The organism is Allobacillus sp. SKP2-8 (genome assembly GCF_007559355.1).
GTDB lineage: Bacteria > Bacillota > Bacilli > Bacillales > Alkalibacillaceae > Allobacillus > Allobacillus halotolerans.
This window is the reverse complement of sequence record NZ_VMHF01000001.1, coordinates 445003-468140: the sequence shown is the minus strand read 5'-3', so window position 1 is coordinate 468140 and position 23138 is coordinate 445003. Positions and strand designations below refer to the sequence as shown.

The 23138-nt window shown below is 39.3% G+C and carries 21 protein-coding genes and 1 other annotated feature; all 21 genes read left to right on the top strand.

What is annotated here, in order from left to right; translation table 11 throughout:
- Nucleotides 1-122: 122 nt before the first annotated feature.
- The 21 genes from FPQ10_RS02380 to ileS all read left to right on the top strand — a co-directional run bounded on the left by FPQ10_RS02380 (nt 123) and on the right by ileS (nt 22881).
- A complete protein-coding gene (locus FPQ10_RS02380) occupies nt 123-2042 on the top strand; it encodes a stage V sporulation protein D (RefSeq protein WP_144159647.1) in 1920 nt (639 codons plus the stop codon).
- 292 nt (nt 2043-2334) lie between these two features.
- Complete coding sequence (locus FPQ10_RS02375) at nt 2335-2553, top strand: hypothetical protein (RefSeq protein ID WP_144159644.1); 219 nt, start codon at nt 2335-2337, stop codon at nt 2551-2553.
- A gap of 238 nt (nt 2554-2791) precedes the next feature.
- A complete protein-coding gene (locus FPQ10_RS02370; protein WP_144159641.1) occupies nt 2792-4261 on the top strand; it encodes a UDP-N-acetylmuramoyl-L-alanyl-D-glutamate--2,6-diaminopimelate ligase in 1470 nt (489 codons plus the stop codon).
- 1 nt (nt 4262) lies between these two features.
- Entirely contained in the window at nt 4263-5609 is a 1347-nt protein-coding gene (locus FPQ10_RS02365) for a UDP-N-acetylmuramoyl-tripeptide--D-alanyl-D-alanine ligase (protein ID WP_144159638.1), read from the top strand.
- Nucleotides 5610-5641: 32 nt separating this feature from the next.
- Nucleotides 5642-6625: a phospho-N-acetylmuramoyl-pentapeptide-transferase gene (mraY, locus tag FPQ10_RS02360; RefSeq protein ID WP_144159635.1), complete on the top strand. Its 984-nt coding sequence runs from the start codon at nt 5642-5644 to the stop codon at nt 6623-6625.
- Nucleotides 6625-7977 (top strand): UDP-N-acetylmuramoyl-L-alanine--D-glutamate ligase, encoded by a 1353-nt coding sequence (gene murD, locus FPQ10_RS02355; RefSeq protein ID WP_144159632.1) that lies wholly within the window; start codon nt 6625-6627, stop codon nt 7975-7977. Before mraY ends, murD begins: the two co-directional genes overlap by 1 nt.
- Before the next feature lie 92 nt (nt 7978-8069).
- Complete coding sequence (gene spoVE, locus FPQ10_RS02350; RefSeq protein WP_144159629.1) at nt 8070-9185, top strand: stage V sporulation protein E; 1116 nt, start codon at nt 8070-8072, stop codon at nt 9183-9185.
- 440 nt (nt 9186-9625) lie between these two features.
- Nucleotides 9626-10420, top strand: a complete 795-nt coding sequence (locus FPQ10_RS02345) for a cell division protein FtsQ/DivIB (protein WP_144159626.1) — start codon at nt 9626-9628, stop codon at nt 10418-10420.
- 156 nt (nt 10421-10576) lie between these two features.
- The gene (ftsA, locus tag FPQ10_RS02340) at nt 10577-11869 is read left to right on the top strand and encodes a cell division protein FtsA (RefSeq protein WP_144159623.1); all 1293 of its coding nucleotides are present in this window, start codon (nt 10577-10579) and stop codon (nt 11867-11869) included.
- A gap of 62 nt (nt 11870-11931) precedes the next feature.
- Nucleotides 11932-13056 carry a cell division protein FtsZ gene (gene ftsZ / locus FPQ10_RS02335; protein ID WP_144159620.1) on the top strand — a complete coding sequence of 375 codons (1125 nt, stop codon included), beginning with the start codon at nt 11932-11934 and terminating at the stop codon, nt 13054-13056.
- Nucleotides 13057-13265: 209 nt separating this feature from the next.
- A complete protein-coding gene (locus FPQ10_RS02330) occupies nt 13266-14177 on the top strand; it encodes a sigma-E processing peptidase SpoIIGA (protein WP_186278504.1) in 912 nt (303 codons plus the stop codon).
- The gene (sigE, locus tag FPQ10_RS02325) at nt 14177-14902 is read left to right on the top strand and encodes an RNA polymerase sporulation sigma factor SigE (protein WP_144159614.1); all 726 of its coding nucleotides are present in this window, start codon (nt 14177-14179) and stop codon (nt 14900-14902) included. Before FPQ10_RS02330 ends, sigE begins: the two co-directional genes overlap by 1 nt.
- A gap of 81 nt (nt 14903-14983) precedes the next feature.
- Nucleotides 14984-15778 (top strand): RNA polymerase sporulation sigma factor SigG, encoded by a 795-nt coding sequence (gene sigG, locus FPQ10_RS02320; protein ID WP_144159611.1) that lies wholly within the window; start codon nt 14984-14986, stop codon nt 15776-15778.
- A gap of 97 nt (nt 15779-15875) precedes the next feature.
- Complete coding sequence (locus FPQ10_RS02315; RefSeq protein ID WP_144159608.1) at nt 15876-16106, top strand: YlmC/YmxH family sporulation protein; 231 nt, start codon at nt 15876-15878, stop codon at nt 16104-16106.
- 65 nt (nt 16107-16171) lie between these two features.
- Nucleotides 16172-16972: a peptidoglycan editing factor PgeF gene (gene pgeF / locus FPQ10_RS02310; RefSeq protein WP_144159605.1), complete on the top strand. Its 801-nt coding sequence runs from the start codon at nt 16172-16174 to the stop codon at nt 16970-16972.
- 18 nt (nt 16973-16990) lie between these two features.
- Nucleotides 16991-17665: a YggS family pyridoxal phosphate-dependent enzyme gene (locus FPQ10_RS02305; RefSeq protein ID WP_144159602.1), complete on the top strand. Its 675-nt coding sequence runs from the start codon at nt 16991-16993 to the stop codon at nt 17663-17665.
- Between the two features lie 13 nt (nt 17666-17678).
- On the top strand, nt 17679-18101 hold the full coding sequence (locus FPQ10_RS02300) for a cell division protein SepF (RefSeq protein WP_144160180.1): 423 nt from the start codon (nt 17679-17681) through the stop codon (nt 18099-18101).
- A gap of 5 nt (nt 18102-18106) precedes the next feature.
- Nucleotides 18107-18373, top strand: a complete 267-nt coding sequence (locus tag FPQ10_RS02295; RefSeq protein WP_144159599.1) for a YggT family protein — start codon at nt 18107-18109, stop codon at nt 18371-18373.
- Nucleotides 18374-18395: 22 nt separating this feature from the next.
- Entirely contained in the window at nt 18396-19169 is a 774-nt protein-coding gene (locus FPQ10_RS02290; protein WP_144159596.1) for a YlmH family RNA-binding protein, read from the top strand.
- A gap of 83 nt (nt 19170-19252) precedes the next feature.
- Nucleotides 19253-19777: a DivIVA domain-containing protein gene (locus FPQ10_RS02285; RefSeq protein WP_144159593.1), complete on the top strand. Its 525-nt coding sequence runs from the start codon at nt 19253-19255 to the stop codon at nt 19775-19777.
- Nucleotides 19778-19847: 70 nt separating this feature from the next.
- Nucleotides 19848-20065, top strand: a binding site (T-box leader).
- A 59-nt stretch (nt 20066-20124) separates the two neighbouring features.
- On the top strand, nt 20125-22881 hold the full coding sequence (gene ileS / locus FPQ10_RS02280) for an isoleucine--tRNA ligase (RefSeq protein ID WP_144159590.1): 2757 nt from the start codon (nt 20125-20127) through the stop codon (nt 22879-22881).
- The last annotated feature ends 257 nt before the right edge of the window (nt 22882-23138 follow it).

Below are 23138 nucleotides of genomic sequence, written 5' to 3'. Positions count from 1 at the left end.
GAACGACCTGATTGTATGTTATTTTCATTATTCAAATTGATATTAAAAAAGACAATGGTTGGTCTAAAAAGACAAGCTTTCTCATAAATTAGGTACTACGCTAACTTCAGGAGGATTCAAGAATGAAGCATGTATCGATGTTAACGGTGAGAAGGCGATTGATCATTGTCTTTTTTTTATTGGCCGTTTATTTTTTGATTATGTTTGGAAGGCTCGCTTTTGTTCAACTGGTCTCAGGCGATGAGATTATGGAAAGTGCTGAAGATTTGTGGACAAGAGATATACCATTCCAAGCTGAACGTGGAGAGATTCTCGATCGAAATGGTGAGGTGTTAGTAGGTAATACTGTAGCACCAAGTCTTGCAGTGGTACCCAAACAAATTGAAGACCCGGAAAAAGTGGCAGACGAGTTAATGAGTATTATTTCCATTGACCGAGAGAAATTGATGGAACATTTAACAAACAACGTTTCTGTCGAGATGATTCATCCAGAAGGAAGAAAATTATCGAAAACGCAAGCAAATGAAGTTCGTAATTTAAACTTACCTGGCATCTACTTGGCTGAAGACTCAACGCGATTTTATCCGTATGGGACACAACTTTCACATGTACTCGGATTTACAGGGATTGATAACCAAGGGTTGGCAGGTCTTGAGGCAAGCTATGATGATCAGTTAAGTGGTGAAAATGGCGCGCTTTCATTTTTTTCTGATGCAAAAGGGGGAAGAATGAATGATCGATCGAATCGTTATACGGAGCCAGCGGATGGTAAAAAATTATCGTTAACCATTGATGCCGAAATACAGGCAATTGTGGAGCGCGAATTAGATCAAGCTGTGGCAACTTATAACCCCGATAGTGCATTAGCTATTGTTATGGATCCGCAAAATGGAGAAATTCTTTCGATGGCGACAAGACCCACTTATCATCCGAATCAATATAAATCGGTTAGCCCAGAAGTATATAATCAAAATTTACCTGTATTCAATACCTTCGAACCGGGATCCACTTTCAAAATCATCACGTTGTCCGCAGCGCTGGAAGAAGGATTAATCGATTTGGATAAAGACACGTATTACGACCAAGGGTATGTAAAAGTGGATGGCGCTCGATTGCGATGTTGGCATAAAGGTGGGCATGGTGATCAAACCTACCTAGAAGTCGCAGAGAATTCCTGTAACCCTGGATTTGTTAACCTTGGACAAATGGTTGGCAAAGAACGTCTGTTTACGTATATTAAAGAGTATGGATTTGGAAAGAAAACCGGAATTGATTTGGAAGGTGAGAGCTCGGGTATTCTATTTAAGGAAGATCAAGTAGGGCCTGTCGAATTAGCCACGACATCTTTCGGTCAAGGTGTATCTGTTACGCCAATTCAGCAAATTACAGCTGTTGCTGCTGCGATCAATGGTGGATATTTATATGAACCTTATGTTGTGAAAGGTTTATATGACCCGAAGACAAATGAACCGGTTATGGAACGGGAACCTAAATTGAAAGAGCAAATTATTTCAAATGAAACTTCGAAGGAAGTAAGAAGGGCCTTAGAACACGTCGTCAGTAAGGGGACAGGTCGTGGAGCCTATGTAGAAGGTTTCCGAGTTGGAGGAAAAACAGGAACGGCACAGAAAGTTGGCGAAGATGGGAACTACTTAGAAAATAACCATATCGTTTCATTTATGGGTTTTGCACCAGCTGACAAGCCGGAAGTCTTAGTTTATGTTGCGATCGATAATCCAAAGGATACCGTTCAATTTGGGGGTGTCGTGGCCAGTCCAATTGCTGGAAGAATTATCGACGATGTTTTGAGTCATAAAAACACGGATAAACAACAAGGATTGGAAAAGGAGTATCAGTGGCCTGAATCCCCACCAGTAGAGGTTCCGAACTTAATCGGAGAAACAACGAACGATCTACAACAATACTTATCAAGCTTGGCTATTGACGTAAAGGGTGAAGGGGAAAAAGTCATTTCCCAATCACCGGAAAGCGGAACGAAGGTGAAACCTGGCTCAACAATCAGAGTTTTCATGGGAGAGTAATGATTTTTTAAGCTGAAAAAGAATCCTTCGACACGGAGCACTCCCTCCGTGTCGTTCACTCTTTGTGACGATCTACTTCTAAAGCTTGGAAAAGCATCTACAACCGACGTACATCAATATAAAGAGTCAAAGCTTATATAAAAGAATTATCCGCTTGAATAACGTTCATTATCGAACTGCTAAACGAGCTAAAATTCATTTCCAGTTTGATGACACTTACCATGCATTAATCATAGCAGCTGAGTGCATTCAGAAGAATACAGATAGCATGACTAAAGCTTTTTAAAAGACTTTGTTAAAGTCCGTTGTTGATGATTCAAAATTGGTCTCTCCACGTTTTATCAGCGGCTTCGCCCGTTTTATCGACGGCTTCACACGATTTATCGACGGCTTCACACGATTTATCGACGGCTTCGCACGATTTATCGTCGGCTTCGCACGGTTTATCAACGGCTTCGCACGGTTTATCAACGGCTTCGCTCGTTTTATCGGCGGAAAGCTTTCACCCTAGGATGTGTGCGGTTTTAGCGGAAGTTCCTTTATTTTCTGGCCGCTGTAGTCGCCACCAATGCGATTCACAATACAACTACTCAGTGCTATATCAATTGAAAATCAAAACTAATCTTTAACAGAGCCTTTTAAAAAAAGAGTAATTATGGCATTGATTCACTTAGTAATCATCGTTTTATCAATTAAAGTTTGCTATAATAACCAATACAAAGATACGATTCGTAAGGTAGGAGATATGTATGCAGTTAAAGAAATTGATCGATCAATTGAAGATCAAAAAAATAGAGGGAGAGATATCTGATCAAACGATCACATCGATTGAGATGGACTCTCGCAAAGTGAGTAATCACTCACTTTTTGTTTGTATAGATGGTTTTACTGTCGATGGACATGATTATACGGATCAGGCAACTGAAAATGGAGCCGTGGCAATTATTGCTGAAAAACAAGTGAAAGCGAGCGTTCCTGTCATCCTAGTACCTGACACATCAAAAGCGATGGCCCAATTAGCTGATTATTTTTACGGACACCCTAGTAGCCAGCTGAATGTAATTGGTGTGACGGGGACAAACGGTAAAACAACATTGACATATTTGCTGGATGATATTTTCACGCTTTACGGTCATAAGACGGCTGTTATCGGAACAATCGATATGAAAATCGGAGACCAGCGTTACCCGGTTAAGAACACAACACCAGATGCTTTGTTCTTACATAAAAACTTCCGTAAGATGGTCGATGAAAACGTCGATACGGTCATCATGGAAGTTTCTTCGCATGCACTGAGCATGGGACGTGTGCATGGGGTTGATATTAACACGGCTACCTATACGAATCTGACGCAGGATCATTTGGATTACCATTTGGATATGAATGACTATGCACATGCAAAATCACTGTTATTTTCACAATTAGGGAATCGATTTGATGAGCTGAAAACAGCCGTCATCAATATCGATGATCATTATGCCGGCATTATGGAACGAGCGTGTGCTCAACCGATTGTGACTTATGGATTAAGTGAAAAAGCATTTATCAGAGGAGATGCTCTGCAATTAGGCGCAGATTACAGTTCTTTCACTGTCAGTTCGCCATCATTTACAACAAGAATTGAAACGCAGCTCTCGGGAAAATTCAACGTTTATAATATGTTGGCTGCAATTGCTGTAGCTTATACGTATGATGTGCCGATCGAAACGATTAAAGAAGCGCTGCAGCAAACAAAAGGAGTACCAGGTCGTTTTGAATCAGTTTCCAATAATTATCCGGTCTCTGTCATTGTTGATTACGCACATACGCCTGATTCATTGGAAAATGTATTGCAATCGATCTCTGAAATTAAAACTAATCGAGTGTTCACTGTCGTTGGTAGTGGTGGCGATCGAGATCGAACAAAACGACCTAAAATGGCAGATGCAGCAATGAAATATAGTGATTATGTTATTTTTACGTCAGATAACCCACGGACTGAAGATCCACAAGCTATTTTGGATGACATGACAAGTCATTTACAAGAAGGTTCGTTTACCGTCATTGAGGGCAGAAAGGCTGCCATACAATATGCGATTGACCGGGCTGCGGATGATGATATCATTTTGATAGCCGGTAAAGGGCACGAGACATATCAAGAAATTAACGGCGTAAGAAATCACTTCGATGACCGTGAAGTCGCAAAAGAAATGATTGCCGAAAAGTACGAGGAGTCTTAGAATGGAAAAATTCACATTACAATTCGTCGCTGAGCTATTTGATCACCGACTAACAGAGCAACAGAAGAATATATCAATTCATCACATTTATACAGATAGTCGTCAATCAGTAGAAAATGGACTTTTCATCCCGATTGTCGGAGAAAGATTTGACGCACATGACTTCATTTCCGGAGCAATTGAGCGTGGGGCGGTGGCTGCTTTATGGTCACGTTCGGAACAACCAGAAGGCATACCGAAAAATTTTCCGCTGATTTATGTAGACGATACGTTGAAAGCATTACAAGAATTAGCGAAAGCATATCGTCAAGCGCTCGATCCAACCGTAATCGGTGTCACAGGATCAAACGGAAAAACAACGACAAAGGAACTGATTGCAGCTTGTTTAAGTGCCACATATAAAACAGCGAAAACAGAAGGAAATTTAAACAATCACATTGGACTTCCCTTAACGATTTTACGGATGGAAAGGGATGTCGAAGTATTAGTTGCAGAAATGGGAATGAGTGCATTCGGTGAGATTGAGTTATTGTCTTCCATTGGACAACCTGATCATGCAGTCATTACGAACATTGGTGAATCACATATTGAATTTCTAGGAAGTCGTGAAGGAATCGCAAAAGCCAAATTAGAGATAACGGCAGGCTTACGAAAACAAGGACAGTTAATCATTGATGGTGATGAACCATTGTTAACAACGAATGCCTACCCGAATAAAATTCGTTGTGGATTCACTGCTGAAAATGATTATCGCGTCGAAGCGTATGAACAACTTCAGGAAGCATCCAGTGTGACGATCAATCAGACAACGTTTACGTTACCATTATTGGGGCAACATCAAGCGTTGAATGCGGCTTTTGCAATCGCGCTAGCTGAATTAATGGGGGTTCCAACTGACCAAGCAATCAATCAATTGGAATCTGTCGTTATGCCTGGAATGCGTTTTGAAAAAATAGAAACAAAGCAAGGCGCATTAGTGATTAATGATGCGTATAACGCTTCAGCCACATCAATGGTTGCATCGATTGATGTCGTCAAGCAAATGAACTACCAACGTAAGGTTGCCGTACTCGCGGATATTCTGGAATTGGGTGACTTTACAGAACAGGCGCATAATAAGGTTGGACAATCGATTGATGATCAGTTTGATGCTATTTTTACATTTGGGACGAGCAGCCGATTTATTTTGGAAGGATTACCTGAAACATTTTCAGGAAAGCAAAAACATTTTACGTCTAAGCAAGCATTAATCGAAGAATTGACCTCAGAGCTCGATGAAAATACAGTCGTACTATTGAAAGGCTCGAGGTCAATGAAACTAGAAGAAATAATTGAAGCACTACAATAAGAAAAACGCATCAATAGAAGGGGAAAAATGCTGTGAGTGTACTAACAATTATCTTAACAATCGCGATATCATTTTTAATTACGGTTTTGCTATCACCGATTATCATCCCTTTTTTGCGTCGATTAAAATTCGGCCAAAGTATACGGGAAGAAGGTCCAAAATCCCACCAAGCTAAATCAGGTACTCCGACGATGGGAGGCGTCATGATCATCGTATCGATTGTTTTGACAACCTTGATCATGATTGTGAAGGATGGAATGAGCGAGTTCACAAGTTCAACGTTCATCTTGCTTTTTGTTTTACTTGGGTATGGATTAATTGGGTTTTTGGATGATTTCATTAAAATTAAGAATAAAAGAAATCTAGGACTAACCTCGAAACAAAAAATGCTCGGTCAAATAATCATTGCCATAATTGTATTTATCATTCTTGACCGGCAAGGATATAACACGGAAGTTGCTTTACCAGGTACAGCGTTATCAATTGATTTCGGTTGGTTTTATGCCGTGTTTTTATTGTTAATGCTTGTAGGAGCATCTAATGCCGTGAACTTAACCGATGGATTGGATGGACTTGTTGCAGGGACTGCCTCTGTAGCATTCGCGGCCTTTGCTGTTATCGGTTGGTATCATCAAATGCCACCTGATTTGATCATTTTCACTCTAGCTGTTGTTGGTGCATTACTCGGATTCTTAGTTTTCAACAGCCATCCAGCAAAGGTTTTTATGGGAGATACGGGATCATTAGCATTCGGAGCTTCATTAGCCATGGTTGCCATCTTAATGAAACTTGAAATCTTGCTCGTTTTGATTGGTGGCGTATTCGTCATCGAGACGCTTTCTGTCATTATTCAAGTGATCTCTTTTAAAACAACTGGCAAACGTGTGTTTAAAATGAGTCCACTACATCATCACTATGAATTGATTGGTTGGTCAGAATGGAAGGTTGTTACAAGTTTTTGGCTTGTCGGTATTTTATGCGCGGCGCTAGGTATACTTATTGAGGTGGGGATCTGATGAAAACATTGACGAACTTCCCATATAGTAAAGTTTTGGTCTTAGGCTTGGCCAAAAGTGGTGAAGCAGCTGCACAGTTATTATATGATTCTGGCATTGACTTTAGAATCAACGATCAACTTCCGTTGGATGAAAATGAAACGGCAAAGCGATTCACTGAATTGGGTTGTGACGTGATAACTGGCGAACATCCACTGACTGTGTTGGATGATATCGATCTTGTCGTTAAAAATCCAGGAATACCTTATGATAATCCAATTATTCAAGAAGCTTCCGAGAGAAAGATTCCTGTGATCACTGAAGTTGAATTGTCGTATTTATTGGTGGATGGCCCGCTAATTGCAATTACCGGTTCGAATGGAAAAACAACGACTACGACATTGATTTATGAATTACTTCAGGCAGGCGGGCTCGATCCACTCATTGCAGGAAATATTGGTAGTGTTGCATCCGAAGTATTGCGAAAGCAACAAAGAGGCCAGCCTGTTGTGATGGAGTTGTCATCATTTCAATTAAAAGGTACGAAAACGTTCAAACCTGACTATGCAATCTTGCTGAATTTGACAGAAGCTCACTTAGACTATCACCATTCCATGGATGATTATATCGGTTCGAAATTAAAGTTATTTCAAAACCAAACGGACTCTGATGTTGCTATTTTGAATCGGCTTGATTCTTTGATTTCCGAACAGCATATCCCTGGAGATGGAGAGCGTTTCTATTTTTCCGTTAGTAATGATTCCGAAAACGACATTATAGTAACAGAAGATGATCAAATCCAATATCGTGGAAACAATTTGATGAGCAAGCACGAGGTCGGTCTACCAGGAGACCACAATCTCGAAAACATTCTAGCAAGCATTGCAATCGCCAAATCATTTCACATACCAGATGATTTGATCATTGAGAAACTACGGACATTTACGGGCGTTAAGCATCGTCTGCAATTTGTAGATCGGATAAATGAACGGTTGTTTTATAATGATTCGAAAGCGACGAATATACAAGCTACGTCAAAAGCTGTCCGCTCATTTAAACAACCGGTAGTGCTAATTGCAGGAGGCTTGGACCGTGGTGGTGAATTTGATGAGTTATTCGATTCATTTACAAATGTTACGAATTGCGTTGTTTATGGCGAGTCCAAAGACAAACTGTACGAAGCAGGAAAAAGAAAAGGATTTAATCATATAACCATTACAGATAGCTTAATGGAAGCTACAAAAAAAGCATATGAATTGAGTGAACCCGGTGACATCCTTCTACTTTCCCCAGCCTGTGCCAGTTGGGACCAATTCCCATCATTTGAAGCACGCGGTGACATGTTCATTGAAACTGTGCATAAACTTAAGTAGGGGGCTTTGGACAAGGTAGTATATGTCTTTTGTTTCTTACCGGACTCATTGAGCCCCTGACTTCCGAATGACGAAGTAAGGGGATGTTTTTTATGGGTAAAAATCATACAGAAAAATCGATTGACCTCGTTTTGATGACGGCTATTCTGATCCTTCTGTTTGTGGGTGCAGTTATGGTTTACAGCTCTTCTTCCATTTGGGCGGGTTATCAATTCAATGATGAATTTTTTTATTTGAAAAGGCAGATTTTATTCATTGGATTTGGTTTGTTTGCGATTTGGTTTACGATGAAAGTATCTTATCATCATTGGTTACGATTTTCTTTGTGGATTTATTTGCTTTGTTTACTTTTATTGATTGCTGTGTTGATTCCTGGAGTAGGTCTTGTGCGCGGTGGAGCGCAAAGTTGGATCGGCGTAGGTGCATTCAGCATTCAACCGAGTGAATTTATGAAAATTGGCCTGATTATTCTGTATGCATCGTTACTTCCTAAAGTCCAAAAGAAATTAAAACATTTTACAAAAGGATTTCTGCCGATTTTATTGTTCATTGTGGTCCCTTTTGGCTTAATGATGTTGCAACCTGATTTAGGAACAGGTCTCGTTTTCATTTGTACCGGGATTTTCATGATTTTTATTTCCGGAGCTAAAATAAAGCACTTTGCGATTTTGGGAGGTGCTGGCTTTGCGGGTTTCATCGGATTAATCGCTTCTGCGCCTTATCGGATGAGTCGAATTCATGCATTTTTGAATCCATGGGAAGACCCGTTAGGCGATGGTTTCCAAATCATTCAGTCATTATATGCCGTAGGACCTGGAGGATTAATGGGGCTTGGGTTCGGTAACTCGATGCAGAAGTATTTTTATTTACCAGAACCGCAAAACGACTTTATTTTTGCAATTATCGCTGAAGAGTTAGGATTGATTGGGTCAACCTTTATCCTCTTTCTATTCTTTGTGATTATCTGGCGTGGTGTGCTGATATCTTTACATACAGAGGACATATCTGGCTCGTTACTTGCCTTTGGTGTCACAACGATGATAGCGATACAGGTGATGATCAATATTAGCGTCGTCATCGGGTTGATTCCAGTGACCGGAATCACTTTACCATTGTTAAGTTACGGGGGATCTTCATTGACCATCACATTATTTGCTTTAGGTATTTTATTGAATATTAGTAAATATGCTAAATTCCCCGTTCGTTGATTTGATATTGTCGTTTGAATAAGGCTGGGACAAAATCTTTAAAGTTGACTCAGATACGAACATTCTAATTTAGCGTGGCGGAAATAACCGCTTCGGAAATATACTGCGCTTTTCGCGGGCAGCTGTTGAGCCTCCTCGTGCTTCGCACTGCGGGGTCTCACCTAGGCTTTTGCTCCCGCAGAAGTCTCCGTATATTTCCTACGCTAAGTTAGATTGTTATTCGTGTTTCTGAATGTAAAACTTTGATTTGTCCCAGCCTCGTTTTTATGTCCAGATTTTAATGCTCGCAAATCGTCAAATTGTCAATTGTTATAAAACAGTAAACTTATCCCTCAAAGATTGGATAAAAATTGAGCAAAAAACCATATTTTAAGTCAATCAAACTATGCTATAATGAAAGAATAATAAATTTGAAATGTACTGTTTAGGAGAAGCATTTCATGACTGATAAAAAAATTGTTTCAATTGAAGATCGAATTCCGCAACTAAAAAAAGCGAGAAAACGAAAAGCAAACCGACGTTTTGTCATGTATTTAACCATGATTCTGTTGTTGGTTTTAGTGATTGTTTATATTCAATCCCCTTTGAGTTATGTAAAAAGCATAGATGTAAAAGGCAATCATCGCGTCGAAGAATCTGAAATCATTGCTATGAGTGAGATTTCGATGGATGAGAATTACTGGGGAGTTGAATTGGAGCAGGCAAAAGATCAAATTTTACAGCATCCAGAAATTAGCAGTGTAGAAATCGACCGAAAGTGGTATAACGGTTATGACATCACCATTAGTGAACTGGCACGAGTGGCCTATATACGTGAAGGTGATTATTATTATCCTATTTTGGAAGACGGAACCATGCTGAAGGACCAGCAATTAGACCAACCGCTAGGTGACGCGCCGTTATTACATGACTTTGAACGCCCAGAAATGTTAACATTATTAACAGAACAACTTAAAAAATTACCTGAATCTATTAATCAACTATTGTCAGAAATTTACTGGATCCCTAACGAGATCAACAACTACAAAATTTTAGTCTATACAGCGGATGGTCATGAAGTCATTGCCTCGATCCGTGATTTTTCAACAAAAATAAAGCTTTATCCTTCGATTGCCTCACAAATCCAACCGAATCAGGAAGGTGTCATTCATATCGATGTCGGTGCTTATTTTCAACCATATTCGAGTGAGGGTGAAGCAATCACACCAGAAAATCAAACGGAATCTGATCAATAAAGGAATACCTCTTCATTCTATAGATGTGGAATTTTGTTGAATTTGCAGGGATTTAAAGAAATCAATCGAATTAGTATGGAAGAAGTAAATGAATTATATTTGTTTTGCAAAGCAAATTTGAATAATGACGGATGAGCCTTACATGGAGGTGCAGGCATGAATCGCAGTAATGTATTAGTTAGTCTAGATATTGGTACATCAAAAGTAAAAGTAATCATTGGTGAAGTAACCAACGACGGTTTAAATGTCATTGGCGTAGGTACAGCCGAGTCCAATGGTATGAAAAAAGGAGCAATTGTTGATATTGACCAAACTGTCCACTCCATTCAAAATGCCGTTGAACAAGCTGAACGAATGATTGATATGGAAATAAAAAATGTAATCGTGTCGATAAATGGAAGCCATGTTCAATTGCAAAACTGCCATGGTGTCGTTGCTGTTTCGAGCGAGACAAGAGAAATTGGCGATGAAGATATTCGAAGAGTCATTGATGCATCCCAGGTAATCTCTATTCCTCCAGAAAGAGAGATTGTCGATGTATATCCACAACAGTTTGTTGTCGATGGCCAAGATGAAATCAAAGATCCACGCGGAATGATTGGTGTTCGTCTGGAAATGCATGGACTTCTTGTCACTTGCGGAAAAACGAACCTACATAACATTCTGAAGTGTGTAGAGCGAGCTGGTTTGGAAGTTGAAGATATTTGTTTACAACCTTTAGCAGCAGGTGAAGTCGCCCTCTCAAAAGATGAGAAAAATCTAGGTGTAGCTCTTGTGAACATCGGAGCTGGCAGTACTACTGTCTCTGTATTTTTGGAGGGTCAGATGATTGATACTTTGGTCGTTCCATTAGGTGGGGACAATATAACCAAGGACTTATCCATCGGGTTGAAAACAACAACCGAAGAAGCTGAAAACGTGAAAAAGGACTATGGACATGCTTATGTTCCAGAAGCCCAAAAAGATGTTACGTTCTCAGTCACAACCATTGGAAGTAATGAGAAAAAAGAATTCGATCAAGTGTTGATTACGGAGATTATTGAAGCCCGACTCGCCGAGATCTTTGATTTCGTCAGAAAAGAAATCCGACGTATGGGTTTGCTCGAATTACCTGGTGGGTATGTGATGACAGGTGGCGTCGTGAATATGCCTGGTGTAACGGATCTTGCCAGAGACATTTTCCGGACAAATGTCAGAACATCGATTCCTACTTACATAGGTGTTCGTGAACCACAATTCACTGTAGGTCTGGGAACCTTGCAATTCGCTCATCGAAATGCGAAAATACAAGGTAAAGTTTTTCAGGAAGGTATTGGAAATCTAAATCAAGCTGAGCCGGTTCCTTCCATCGAAAAACGAGAAAAACCTCGTCGAGAACAAAAGAATAAGCCAAAAAAAGAAGAAAAAGAACCGATTCTTAAAAAATTGCAAAATTATTTCTTTGATTAAGATAAAGCGTCTCCTACGATACAGAAAAAGTAAAAAGGGATAATGAATGGGAGGAACGAATCATGTTGGACTTTGAATCAAATAATGATCAATTAGCCACAATAAAAGTCATCGGTGTCGGTGGCGGTGGTAGTAATGCTGTTAATCGTATGATAGAAAATGGTGTACAAGGTGTCGAGTTTATCGCCGTTAACACAGATGCACAAGCTTTGAATTTATCAAAAGCGGAAACAAAACTACAGATTGGTGAAAAACTAACCCGCGGTCTTGGAGCAGGCGCGAATCCAGAAGTTGGTAAAAAGGCAGCTGAAGAAAGCAAAGAAGCTATTGAAGAAGTTCTTCAAGGAGCAGATATGGTTTTTGTCACTGCTGGAATGGGTGGCGGAACAGGTACTGGAGCGGCTGCTGTCATTGCACAAATTTCAAAGGAATTAGGTGCTTTGACCGTTGGCGTCGTGACACGTCCTTTCTTATTCGAAGGTCGCAAACGCTCTGTCCAAGCAGGCAGTGGTGTAGATTCCTTAAAAGAAAATGTTGACACATTAATTGTCATTCCAAATGACCGGTTACTTGAACTCGTAGATAAAAACACGCCGATGCTTGAAGCGTTTCGGGAAGCCGATAACGTTCTTCGACAGGGTGTCCAAGGCATCTCTGACTTGATTGCTGTACCAGGATTGATCAATGTGGATTTTGCAGACGTAAAAACGATTATGCAAGACAAAGGTTCTGCATTGATGGGAATTGGTATAGCAACAGGAGAGAGTCGTGCTGGCGAAGCTGCGAAAAAAGCTATTTCATCTCCATTATTGGAAACATCAATCGATGGTGCACACGGTATTTTAATGAACATTTCCGGTGGAACCAATTTAAGCTTGTTCGAAGTACAGGAAGCCGCTGAAATTGTTACTTCTGCAGCAGATCAAGAAGTGAACGTCATTTTCGGTTCCGTAATCAACGAAAACTTAAAAGATGAAATTGTTGTAACAGTTATCGCAACAGGGTTCGATGAAAGTACGCAAACAAGTGAGCAAAGACCGCACACACAGCGACCAGCTACAGGTCCAGCTCCATCAGCAGCTCCTCAGTCACAGCGTAAACCTGAGCGTCCAACTGCACAACAACCAGCCTACGAAGAAGATACGTTGGATATTCCGACATTCTTGCGTAATCGTAATCGCGACTAAATTTATAATAAAAAATAATCAAAAGCCTGATTTAACTGGTAACAGTTAAATCAGGCTTTTTTGCTGTTAATCTTGGTATATTCTTAACTTCAAAACATTCGTCAAAAAAGACCAAAATAAGAAAGAAGATGCACTGATAAAGTGACAGTTTTTTTATCAAGTCTCAGCTATACTTTTGTTAAATGCTTGTCAAAAGGATGAGTGAGTGGATGCAGCTGTACTTGGACTTAATTTGGTTACTCAATTTATTGTTCGATTGGACAATCCTACTTTTGGTTGCTTGGTTAACGAAATCTATTTTTTCCAGGTGGCGAATTTTCTTCGGTGCACTTTTTGCATCGATGATCATTCCATTATCCATTGGCCTAGGGATTGATTGGTTGTTTCATCCGTTAGCAAAACTCATTTATTCAATTGGCATCGTTTGGATTGCTTTCTCTTATCGTCAATTGAAGACATTGGTTACACAATGGATCAGTTTTTACATTGTTAACTTTTCAATTGGGGGTGGAATCTACGGTCTTTATGCATTTTTGGATGGAACCGTACCTTTAGCTAATCTTTCTCAAGGTTATGGATATATTTATAGTTGGATTACCGTAATGGCCTTATTCCCAGTTGTACTTTATTTAACAAAAGAGCAATTTCAGCGACTCACCATCCATCGAATCAATGAACAGCAATTATATCCAGTTCATTTGTCATATAACAATTCGCGAATCAAAGTCAATGGATTTTATGATTCTGGAAATCAATTGACGCATCCAATATCAAAAAAACCTGTCATTTTATTAGATGAATCGACTTCTAATCGGCTATTTGGAAAGTCAGTTACGCACAAGTTGCTTCAAACATCATCTTTATCTACAAACGAGCAGTCACAACTATCAATTCAGCTTATTCCATATAAAGCTGCAGGAGGAGGGGAGAATTATTTGCAAGCGATTTTATTAGATCGTGTGAGCATTGAATATGACTCCATTACTTATACAACGAAGGACGTCTATGCTGGTGTGCAACCAGGGCAATTCTCAAGATCAATTGACTTTAATGTGTTGTTGCATTCAATGGTTTTCCAGTCAAAGAGAACGAAAATATTTCAATCAGAGGGGGCATCTTAATGTTTCGTAAACTTCTAAGTGATCTTCAACGTTTTATCATTAAACTATTGGTTAAATTAAAGATTGTTAAGAGAGATGAAGTATATTATATCGGTGGAAGTGAAGCATTGCCACCGCCATTATCAAAAGATGAAGAAAGGCATGTACTTGAACGGATGACAAATGGAGATCAAGCAGCCAAATCAATGTTAATTGAACATAATTTACGTTTAGTTGTTTACATTGCAAAAAAGTTTGAAAACACAGGTATTCATATTGAAGATTTAATTAGTATTGGTTCTATTGGTCTGATTAAAGCAGTAAATACATTTAATCCTGAAAAGAAAATTAAACTGGCAACCTATGCATCTCGCTGTATTGAGAATGAGATTCTCATGTATTTAAGAAGAAATAATAAACGAAAAACAGAAATTTCATTTGATGAACCATTAAATGCAGATTGGGATGGAAACGAATTATTGTTAGCTGATGTACTTGGAACAGATGACGATCTCATTACACGAGAGTTAGATCATTCTGTTGATAAATCGCTATTATTAAATGCATTGACAAATTTAAATGGTAGAGAAAAGCAAATTATGGAAATGCGTTTTGGATTAGCAGGGAATCAAGAACAGACACAAAAAGATGTCGCTCAGGAATTAGGGATTTCGCAGTCTTATATATCTAGACTTGAAAAGAAAATCATCAAACGATTAAAACGAGAGTTTAATAAAATGGTCTGATCTGATTTTTATTTGTCGAATAAAATCCGTCTTGCTGGAGAAACTGATAGATGACATCAACTCCAGTGGGAGGGGTAAACATTGGCAAAAAATAAAGTCGAAATTTGTGGTGTAGATACGTCAAAATTACCTGTTTTAAAGAATGACGAAATGCGTTTTTTATTTAAAAGAATGCAAAAAGGTGAGCTCGATGCAAGAGAACAGCTGGTTAATGGAAATTTACGATTAGTATTAAGCGTCATCAAAAGATTTAATCATCGTGGTGAAAATATGGATGATTTATTCCAAGTTGGCTGTATTGGACTGATGAAATCCATTGATAATTTTGATTTAAGTCATAATGTGAAGTTTTCTACTTATGCAGTTCCGATGATTATTGGTGAAATCAGAAGATACTTACGGGATAATAACCCGATTCGTGTCTCTCGTTCATTAAGAGATATTGCATACAAAGCTTTACAAATTCGTGAAAATCTAATCGGGAAAAACAATGCTGAACCGACGACGAGACAAATAGCGGCAGAAATGGAGTTACCACATGAAGATGTTGTGTTTGCTTTAGACGCAATTCAAGATCCTGTTTCTCTATTTGAACCAATTTATAATGATGGCAGTGATCCGATTTTCGTTCTCGACCAACTCCGTGATGAAAAAGAAAAAGCTTCTTCTTGGGTCAATGATTTAGCGATTCGGGAAGGCATTCAAAAGCTAAACAATCGTGAAAAATTAATCATTAATCAACGTTTCTTTGAGGGAAAGACACAAATGGAAGTAGCTGATGAGATCGGCATCTCTCAGGCTCAAGTATCTCGACTGGAAAAAACAGCTATAGAGGAAATGAATAAGAATGTGTTAGAAAAAATGGATGAAGCATAGTTTTCAAACTCTCCATTCGCACATGTATAAAAAAGTCCAGAATTTCTGGGCTTTTTTTGTTGTCTAGCAACATATTATTGTAATGAGGTGAGAGAATATGTTGCTTTCTGAATTGCAATCAAAAGATATCATTAATATTGACTCGGGGGCAAAAATCGGGTTTATCGGAGATATTGAAATTGATGTAACGGTAGGTGTGATTACGTATTTGATTGTAACGATCAGTCAAAAATGGTTCGGTTTGATCGGTAGCGAAGAAGAGTTGAAAATACCTTGGACGAATATCGTCAAAATTGGAACGGATGTAATCTTAATTCGATTGGATTAAGCATTGTTTGATGAGAAAAATCCGAACAATTATGATAAAATAAGCGTATGTAAGGAGCGCTCAGTGTGAAAGATGTATTTAACTACAATGAAACGACAGCGATGTTACTCATCGAAGAATGGAAAAAGTATGGAATCGTCGCAGGCTTCACAACGAAAGGCAACGGGATCAGCAATCCCCCATTTGATGGCTTGAATCTCGGGTTGCATGTGAATGACCGACGAGAAGATGTGTTGGAAAATCGAAGACGCACATCAGCTATTTTGAGTAGAGATTTAGCTGAGTGGAGGTGTATCAACCAAATACACGGCGACCGGATCGTCGATTTGACGAGCGGGAAAACGGAAGATAAACAGCTGCAACATGATGAACCGTTGATTGATGCCGATGGAATGGTATCAGGTAATTCAAAAGATTTCCTGGTGACCTTCTATGCCGATTGTGTGCCATTATATATGATAGACGTCAATAAACGCCTCTTCGGCTTGGCACATGCTGGTTGGAAGGGAACGGTTAAAGGGATCGGCAAAAGATTGGTTGAACAATTTCAACAAATGGGAAGCAATCTATCGGACATGCATGTAGCAATCGGTCCGTCGATCTCACAGGCTCATTATGAAGTGAATGATGCTGTGGCTGAAAAAATACCAACGGAACATTCACAAGTTCTTATGGCTACGAAACCAGGTCATTATTTGCTTGATTTAAAAACACTGAATGAGCGAATTTTTGTTGAAACTGGTATTCGAGCGAATCATATTTTAAAAACAAATTATTGTACATTTGAACAAGATCGTCTTTTTTATTCTTATCGTAGAGACGATGGCAAAACAGGCAGGATGGCTGCTTTTTTAGGAGTACTATAATTCAAAGGAGCGTTAAACGTGTCTGTACAAAACAATCTTGCAAATATTCAAGAAAACATTCAGAAAGCATGTGAGAAATCAAATCGAAATCCAGAAGATGTTCAAATCATTGCTGTTACTAAATATGTAACTGTTGACAGAGCACAAGAGGCCATTAAAGCAGGGGTTAGCCATTTAGGAGAAAACCGAGCAGAAGGTTTCCAAGAGAAATATACAGCGATTGGTGATCAAGTGCACTGGCACTTTATTGGAACACTACAATCTCGAAAAGTAAAAGAAATTGTTCACCAAGTAGATTTCATTCACTCATTGGACCGAAAGTCATTGGCGAAAGAAATTAATAAACGAGCGGAAAAACCAATCTCATGCTTCGTTCAAGTGAATGTAAGTGGGGAAAGTTCAAAGCATGGATTGGAACCCGATGAAGTAAGTGACTTTATTCAATCATTGAAAGACTATCCAAAAATTAATATAGTTGGTTTGATGACGATGGCACCTCATACGGATGAAGAAGAAGTGATTCGAAACTGTTTTCGTTCATTACGGCAAATACAATTAGAAATTCAACAGCTATCGTTAGACTTTGCACCTTGTCAATATTTATCGATGGGCATGAGCAATGATTATCAGATTGCCATTGAAGAAGGAGCCACACACATCCGAATTGGTTCAAGTCTTGTCGGTGAGGAATAGGAGGAGACGAATGATGGGTTTTATGGATCGAGTGAAAGGATTCTTCGATTTGGATGGGGAAGAAGAGAATTACTATGCGGGGAAAGAACAGAGTAAAGAACCTGCATCTCATGAACAAAAAAATGTCGTCAGTATACACTCCGTCCAACAAGATTCACGAATGGTTCTTTGTGAACCGAGAGAGTTTGATGAAGTAGAAGAAATTGCAGACCACATAAAGAAGAAAAAATCGGTGGTTATTAATATGCAACGCTTAGACCAAGCCAATAGTAAGCGTATGGTTGATTTTCTAAGTGGTACAGTTTATGGCTTGGGTGGAACGATTCAAAAACTAGGAAGCCAAACCTTTTTATGTACACCAGAGCATGTGAGTATTTCTGGTAGTATCACTGGTTTGATTGAAGAAGAGTTTGAGTTTCAACGAAAAGGAAGGTAACGTGTATGTTATTTGAAGTATTTAAATTACTCTCAACCGCTTTATCCATCTATTCCTGGGCATTGATCATCTATATTTTGATGTCTTGGTTTCCAGGTGCGCGGGAAAGTGGAGTCGGTGAGTTCCTTGGAAAAATTACCGAACCGTATTTAGAACCTTTCCGGAAAATCATCCCACCAATCGGTATGTTGGATATTTCACCAATCGTAGCAATTATCGCCTTGCAATTAGCGTCCAATGGTTTGTGGGTCTTGTATGGGATGTTAGCTTAATTCGTTGAGAAAGAGGAGAACCATGAAGATTTATCAGCATTTCAGACCAGAAGAACAGCATTTGATCGATCAAATTTTAGATTGGAAAGATCAAGTGGAAAGGACTCATATCTCTGTATTGACGGATTTTTTGGATCCACGCGAGCAAATCGTTTTTGAATCGGTAATTGGACAAGATGAAGAATTTCGTTTGTCCTTTGAGGGTGGTTATGACGAAGCAGAACGAAAAAGGGCAATCCTTTCTCCTTTTTATCTGGAAACCTCTCAAGAGGATTTTCAAGTGACTGCACTACAGGGTACTTATCCAGCGAAATTTGTCTCATTAAGTCACAGGGATGTATTGGGAAGTATGATGTCATTAGGCATACATAGAAAGAAACTCGGTGATTTAACAGTATCTGAAGGCGAATTTCAAATCATATGTGATGCAAGCTTAGCACCTTATTTTCAAATGAACTTGACACAAATCAAAAAAAGTCGTGTATCATTGGAAGAAGTAAGGTTAAATGAAGTCATTGTTCCAAGTCAAAATTGGGAAGTAAAAGAAAGTACGGTTTCATCGGTCCGATTAGATGTCGTCATGAAAGAGATCTATCGAATGTCCAGGCAGCAAGCACAAAAAATGATTGAAAAAGAAGCCGTAAAAGTTAATCATCAAGTCATACAGCAACCGGCTTATCAACTAGAACCTGGAGATTTATTATCCGTACGTAATAAAGGAAGAAGTAAGCTGATGGAAGTGCTTGGAACGACGAAAAAAGATAAGCAGCGAATAAAAACCGCATTATTAAAATAAATCGCCGAAATTGCAGGATTTACACTGTTTGTGTCGAAAGTTAACCAATAATCGATAGTGAACGTACAATAGGGGGAGATTACATGGCATTAACGCCACTGGATATTCATAACAAGGAATTCACTCGCGGATTTCGAGGATATGATGAAGATGAAGTCAACGACTTTTTAGATCATGTCATCAAGGATTATGAAAAAGTCATTCGCGAAAAGAAAGCACTTGAAGACAAACTCTATGAAATGGAAGAAAAATTGAGCCATTTCACCAACATAGAAGAAACATTGAATCGCTCTATTCTGGTTGCACAAGAATCAGCCGATGAAGTGAAAAGTAATGCCAATAAAGAAGCGAAGTTAATTATTAAAGAGGCTGAGAAAAATGCCGATCGAATCATTAATGATGCATTGGCAAAATCAAGAAGTACAGCCATGGAAGTGGAAGAACTTAAAAAACAAGCAAAAGTATTTCGTACTCGCTTGAAAATGTTAGTGGAAGCTCAATTGGATATTATCGATACGAATGACTGGGAAGAATTATTTGAAATTGACTCAGAACATGACCAAGAAGAAGAGCCAAGACTAAATCAATACTCCACATCCGAAAATTAATTGGTCCAATTGCTTGACGGATTATTTTTCTTTCCATATAATTTTCATGCAATCAATAAATCTTTTATACACATAAACGATGATGGGAAAAGTACTTTATGACAACGTCCAAAGCGATCCAGGGATGGTGAAAGCCTGGTGACTTCACATAAAGGAAAATCGTCCTTGAGTTTTCAGGTCGAAAAAAAGTAGGCTTGAACGTATTGTTCACGTTACGAACGAACGAGTGGAACAGGGAAGCAATTTCTGTTCAATTAGGGTGGTAACGCGAGCTTTCTCGTCCCTTTACAGGGGATGAGAAGGCTTTTTTATTTGTTTTAAAAACGATGACTTAGAGGAGGAATACAATGAGCTATAAAGATACATTACACATGCCACAAACAGATTTTCCGATGCGTGGAAATCTGCCAAAACGTGAACCAGAAATGCAACAGAAATGGGAAGAAGAACAAATTTATCAAAAAGTTCAAGAGAGAACGAAAGGTAGACCAAAATTCATCTTGCATGACGGACCACCTTACGCAAATGGTGATTTGCATATGGGTCATGCTTTGAATAAGGTATTGAAGGATATTATTGTTCGCCATAAATCAATGGCTGGTTATGATGCACCTTATGTCCCTGGTTGGGATACACACGGTTTGCCAATCGAAGTAGCGTTGACAAAGAAGAAAAAGATTAACCGAAAAGAAATGTCTGCCGCAGAGTTCCGTAAACTTTGTGAAGAATATGCGTTGCAGCAAATTGATAATCAACGAACACAGTTTAAACAAATCGGTGTACGTGGTGACTGGGATAATCCATATATTACACTTCGACCAGACTTTGAAGCGAATCAGATTAAGGTCTTTGGTGAAATGGCGAAACGCGGATATATCTATAAGGGTAAAAAGCCGGTTTATTGGTCCCCTTCATCAGAATCTGCATTAGCTGAAGCGGAAATCGAATACCAGGACAAACGCTCACCATCGATCTATGTCGCTTTTAATGTAGCAGATGGAAAAGGTGTGCTCAATGGTGACGAGAAATTTATCATTTGGACCACTACTCCATGGACCATTCCTGCAAATATGGCGATTGCTGTACATCCTGAATTGACATATGTGTCCGTTGCAGTCAATGGAGAACAATATATTATCGCTGAAGAATTAATCGACGAAGTTTCCGAAAAATTGGAATGGAATTCTCCGGAAATCAAGAAAACATGGAAAGGATCAGAACTTGAAAACATCGTGGCGAAGCATCCGTTCTATGATCGGGACTCCTTGGTGATTCTTGGTGATCACGTCACGACAGACGCAGGTACTGGTTGTGTGCATACAGCACCAGGACACGGGGAGGATGACTTTTGGGTAGGAAAGCAGTATGGATTAGAAGCTCTCAGCCCTGTTGATGACAAAGGTGTATTCACAGATGAGGCGCCAGGCTTTGAAGGTGAATTTTACGATAAGGCAAATAAATCAATTACAGAAAAATTAGAAGAAGTGGGTGCATTGTTGCACTTAGAATTCATTACACACTCTTATCCGCATGACTGGCGGACAAAGAAACCGACAATTTTCCGCGCGACCTCTCAATGGTTCGCTTCCATCAAAGCGTTCCGAGATGATATTTTAGAGGAGATCAAAAATGTGAAGTGGCATCCGCATTGGGGCGAAACCCGTATGTGGAACATGGTGAAAGATCGTGAAGATTGGTGTATTTCCAGACAACGGGTTTGGGGTGTGCCGATTCCTGTATTCTATGGAGAAACAGGTGAGCCAATCATTACCGACGAAACGATTAAGCATGTTTCAGAACTATTCCGTGAACATGGTTCAAACGTTTGGTTCGAGCGTGAGGCGAGAGACTTGCTACCAGAAGGGTTTACACACCCATCCAGTCCAAATGGGAAATTTACAAAAGAAACAGATATTATGGACGTTTGGTTCGATTCTGGTTCTACCCATCAAGGAGTACTTGCGGAGAGAGAAGAATTGCAGCGACCTGCTGATTTATATCTTGAAGGTTCCGATCAATATCGTGGTTGGTTCAACTCTTCTTTATCTACAGCAGTAGCCGTTACTGGAAAAGCGCCTTATAAAGGAATTTTAAGTCATGGTTTTACACTGGATGGTAAAGGCCGTAAGATGAGTAAATCAATGGGGAACGTTATTGTACCTTCTAAACTAATGAAACAGTATGGTGCTGATATTCTCCGTTTATGGGTCTCCAGTGCGGATTACTCAGGTGACGTACGTATTTCAGATGACATCATGAAACAGGTAGCTGAAGTATATAGAAAAATCCGTAATACGATTCGTTTCTTACTTGGAAACTTGAAAGATTTCGACCCTGCAAAAGATGCTGTATCTTACGATGAATTAGAAGAAGTCGACCAGTTTATGTATATTCGCCTTCAAGAGACGATTGATAAAGTGAAGAAGGCTTATGATGAATATGATTTCTCTGTTATTTACCATACAATCAGTAATTATTGTACCGTTGACTTAAGCTCATTCTATATGGATTTTGCGAAAGACATTCTATATATCGAAAAAGCAGATCATCCGAGAAGACGAAGCATTCAAACGGTCTACCATGAAATTGTTGTAAGCTTAACAAAACTATTGTCACCGATTCTTTCTCATACAATGGACGAAGCTTGGTCTTATATTCCAGGAGTGGAAGCAGAAAGTGTCCAATTAACGGACCTACCGGAAGTGAAACAACTGGACAATGCCGAAGCTGTCAAAGAAAAGTGGGCAGCATTGATGGAAGTACGTGAAGATGTATTAAAGGCTTTGGAAGAAGCACGTGAGGATAAAGTGATCGGCAAGTCACTGGAAGCTCTCGTAACAATCGTTCCTAAGAATGAAAAAATCTTTGATATCTTAAAAGAAACAGAGAATCTGCATCAATACTTTATTGTTTCTGAAGTACGACTAGAAGAAGCCAATCAATTAGCGAAAGCATATGAACATGTATCTGTTGCTGTTGAAGAACATCCTGGAGAAAAATGTCAGCGCTGCTGGGTATCTTCAGAGACAATCGGCAACGATCCGAACTATCCAGATTTATGTGAGCGTTGTGCACCAATCGTTGAAGACATGAGAAGTGAATAGTCGCCGTTGATTTAAGGCGCTATGAAATTTTACAGAAGACTTGAGAACCCGAACGATTTATTTACGCCTAAATCGTTCGGGTTTTCTGTTTGATATTTTCTCTATTGCCTCAAATTTCTTGGGGAAAATACGCAACTTAGGGTAGGTTACGATGAAATCCGTTATCCGCTTACGGCGGGTGCAAGGACATACGGCGACATCTGTGATCTGTGTCGGAGGACGCTTTTGATGCTAGTTCTTAGAGCTTCAGTGTTAAA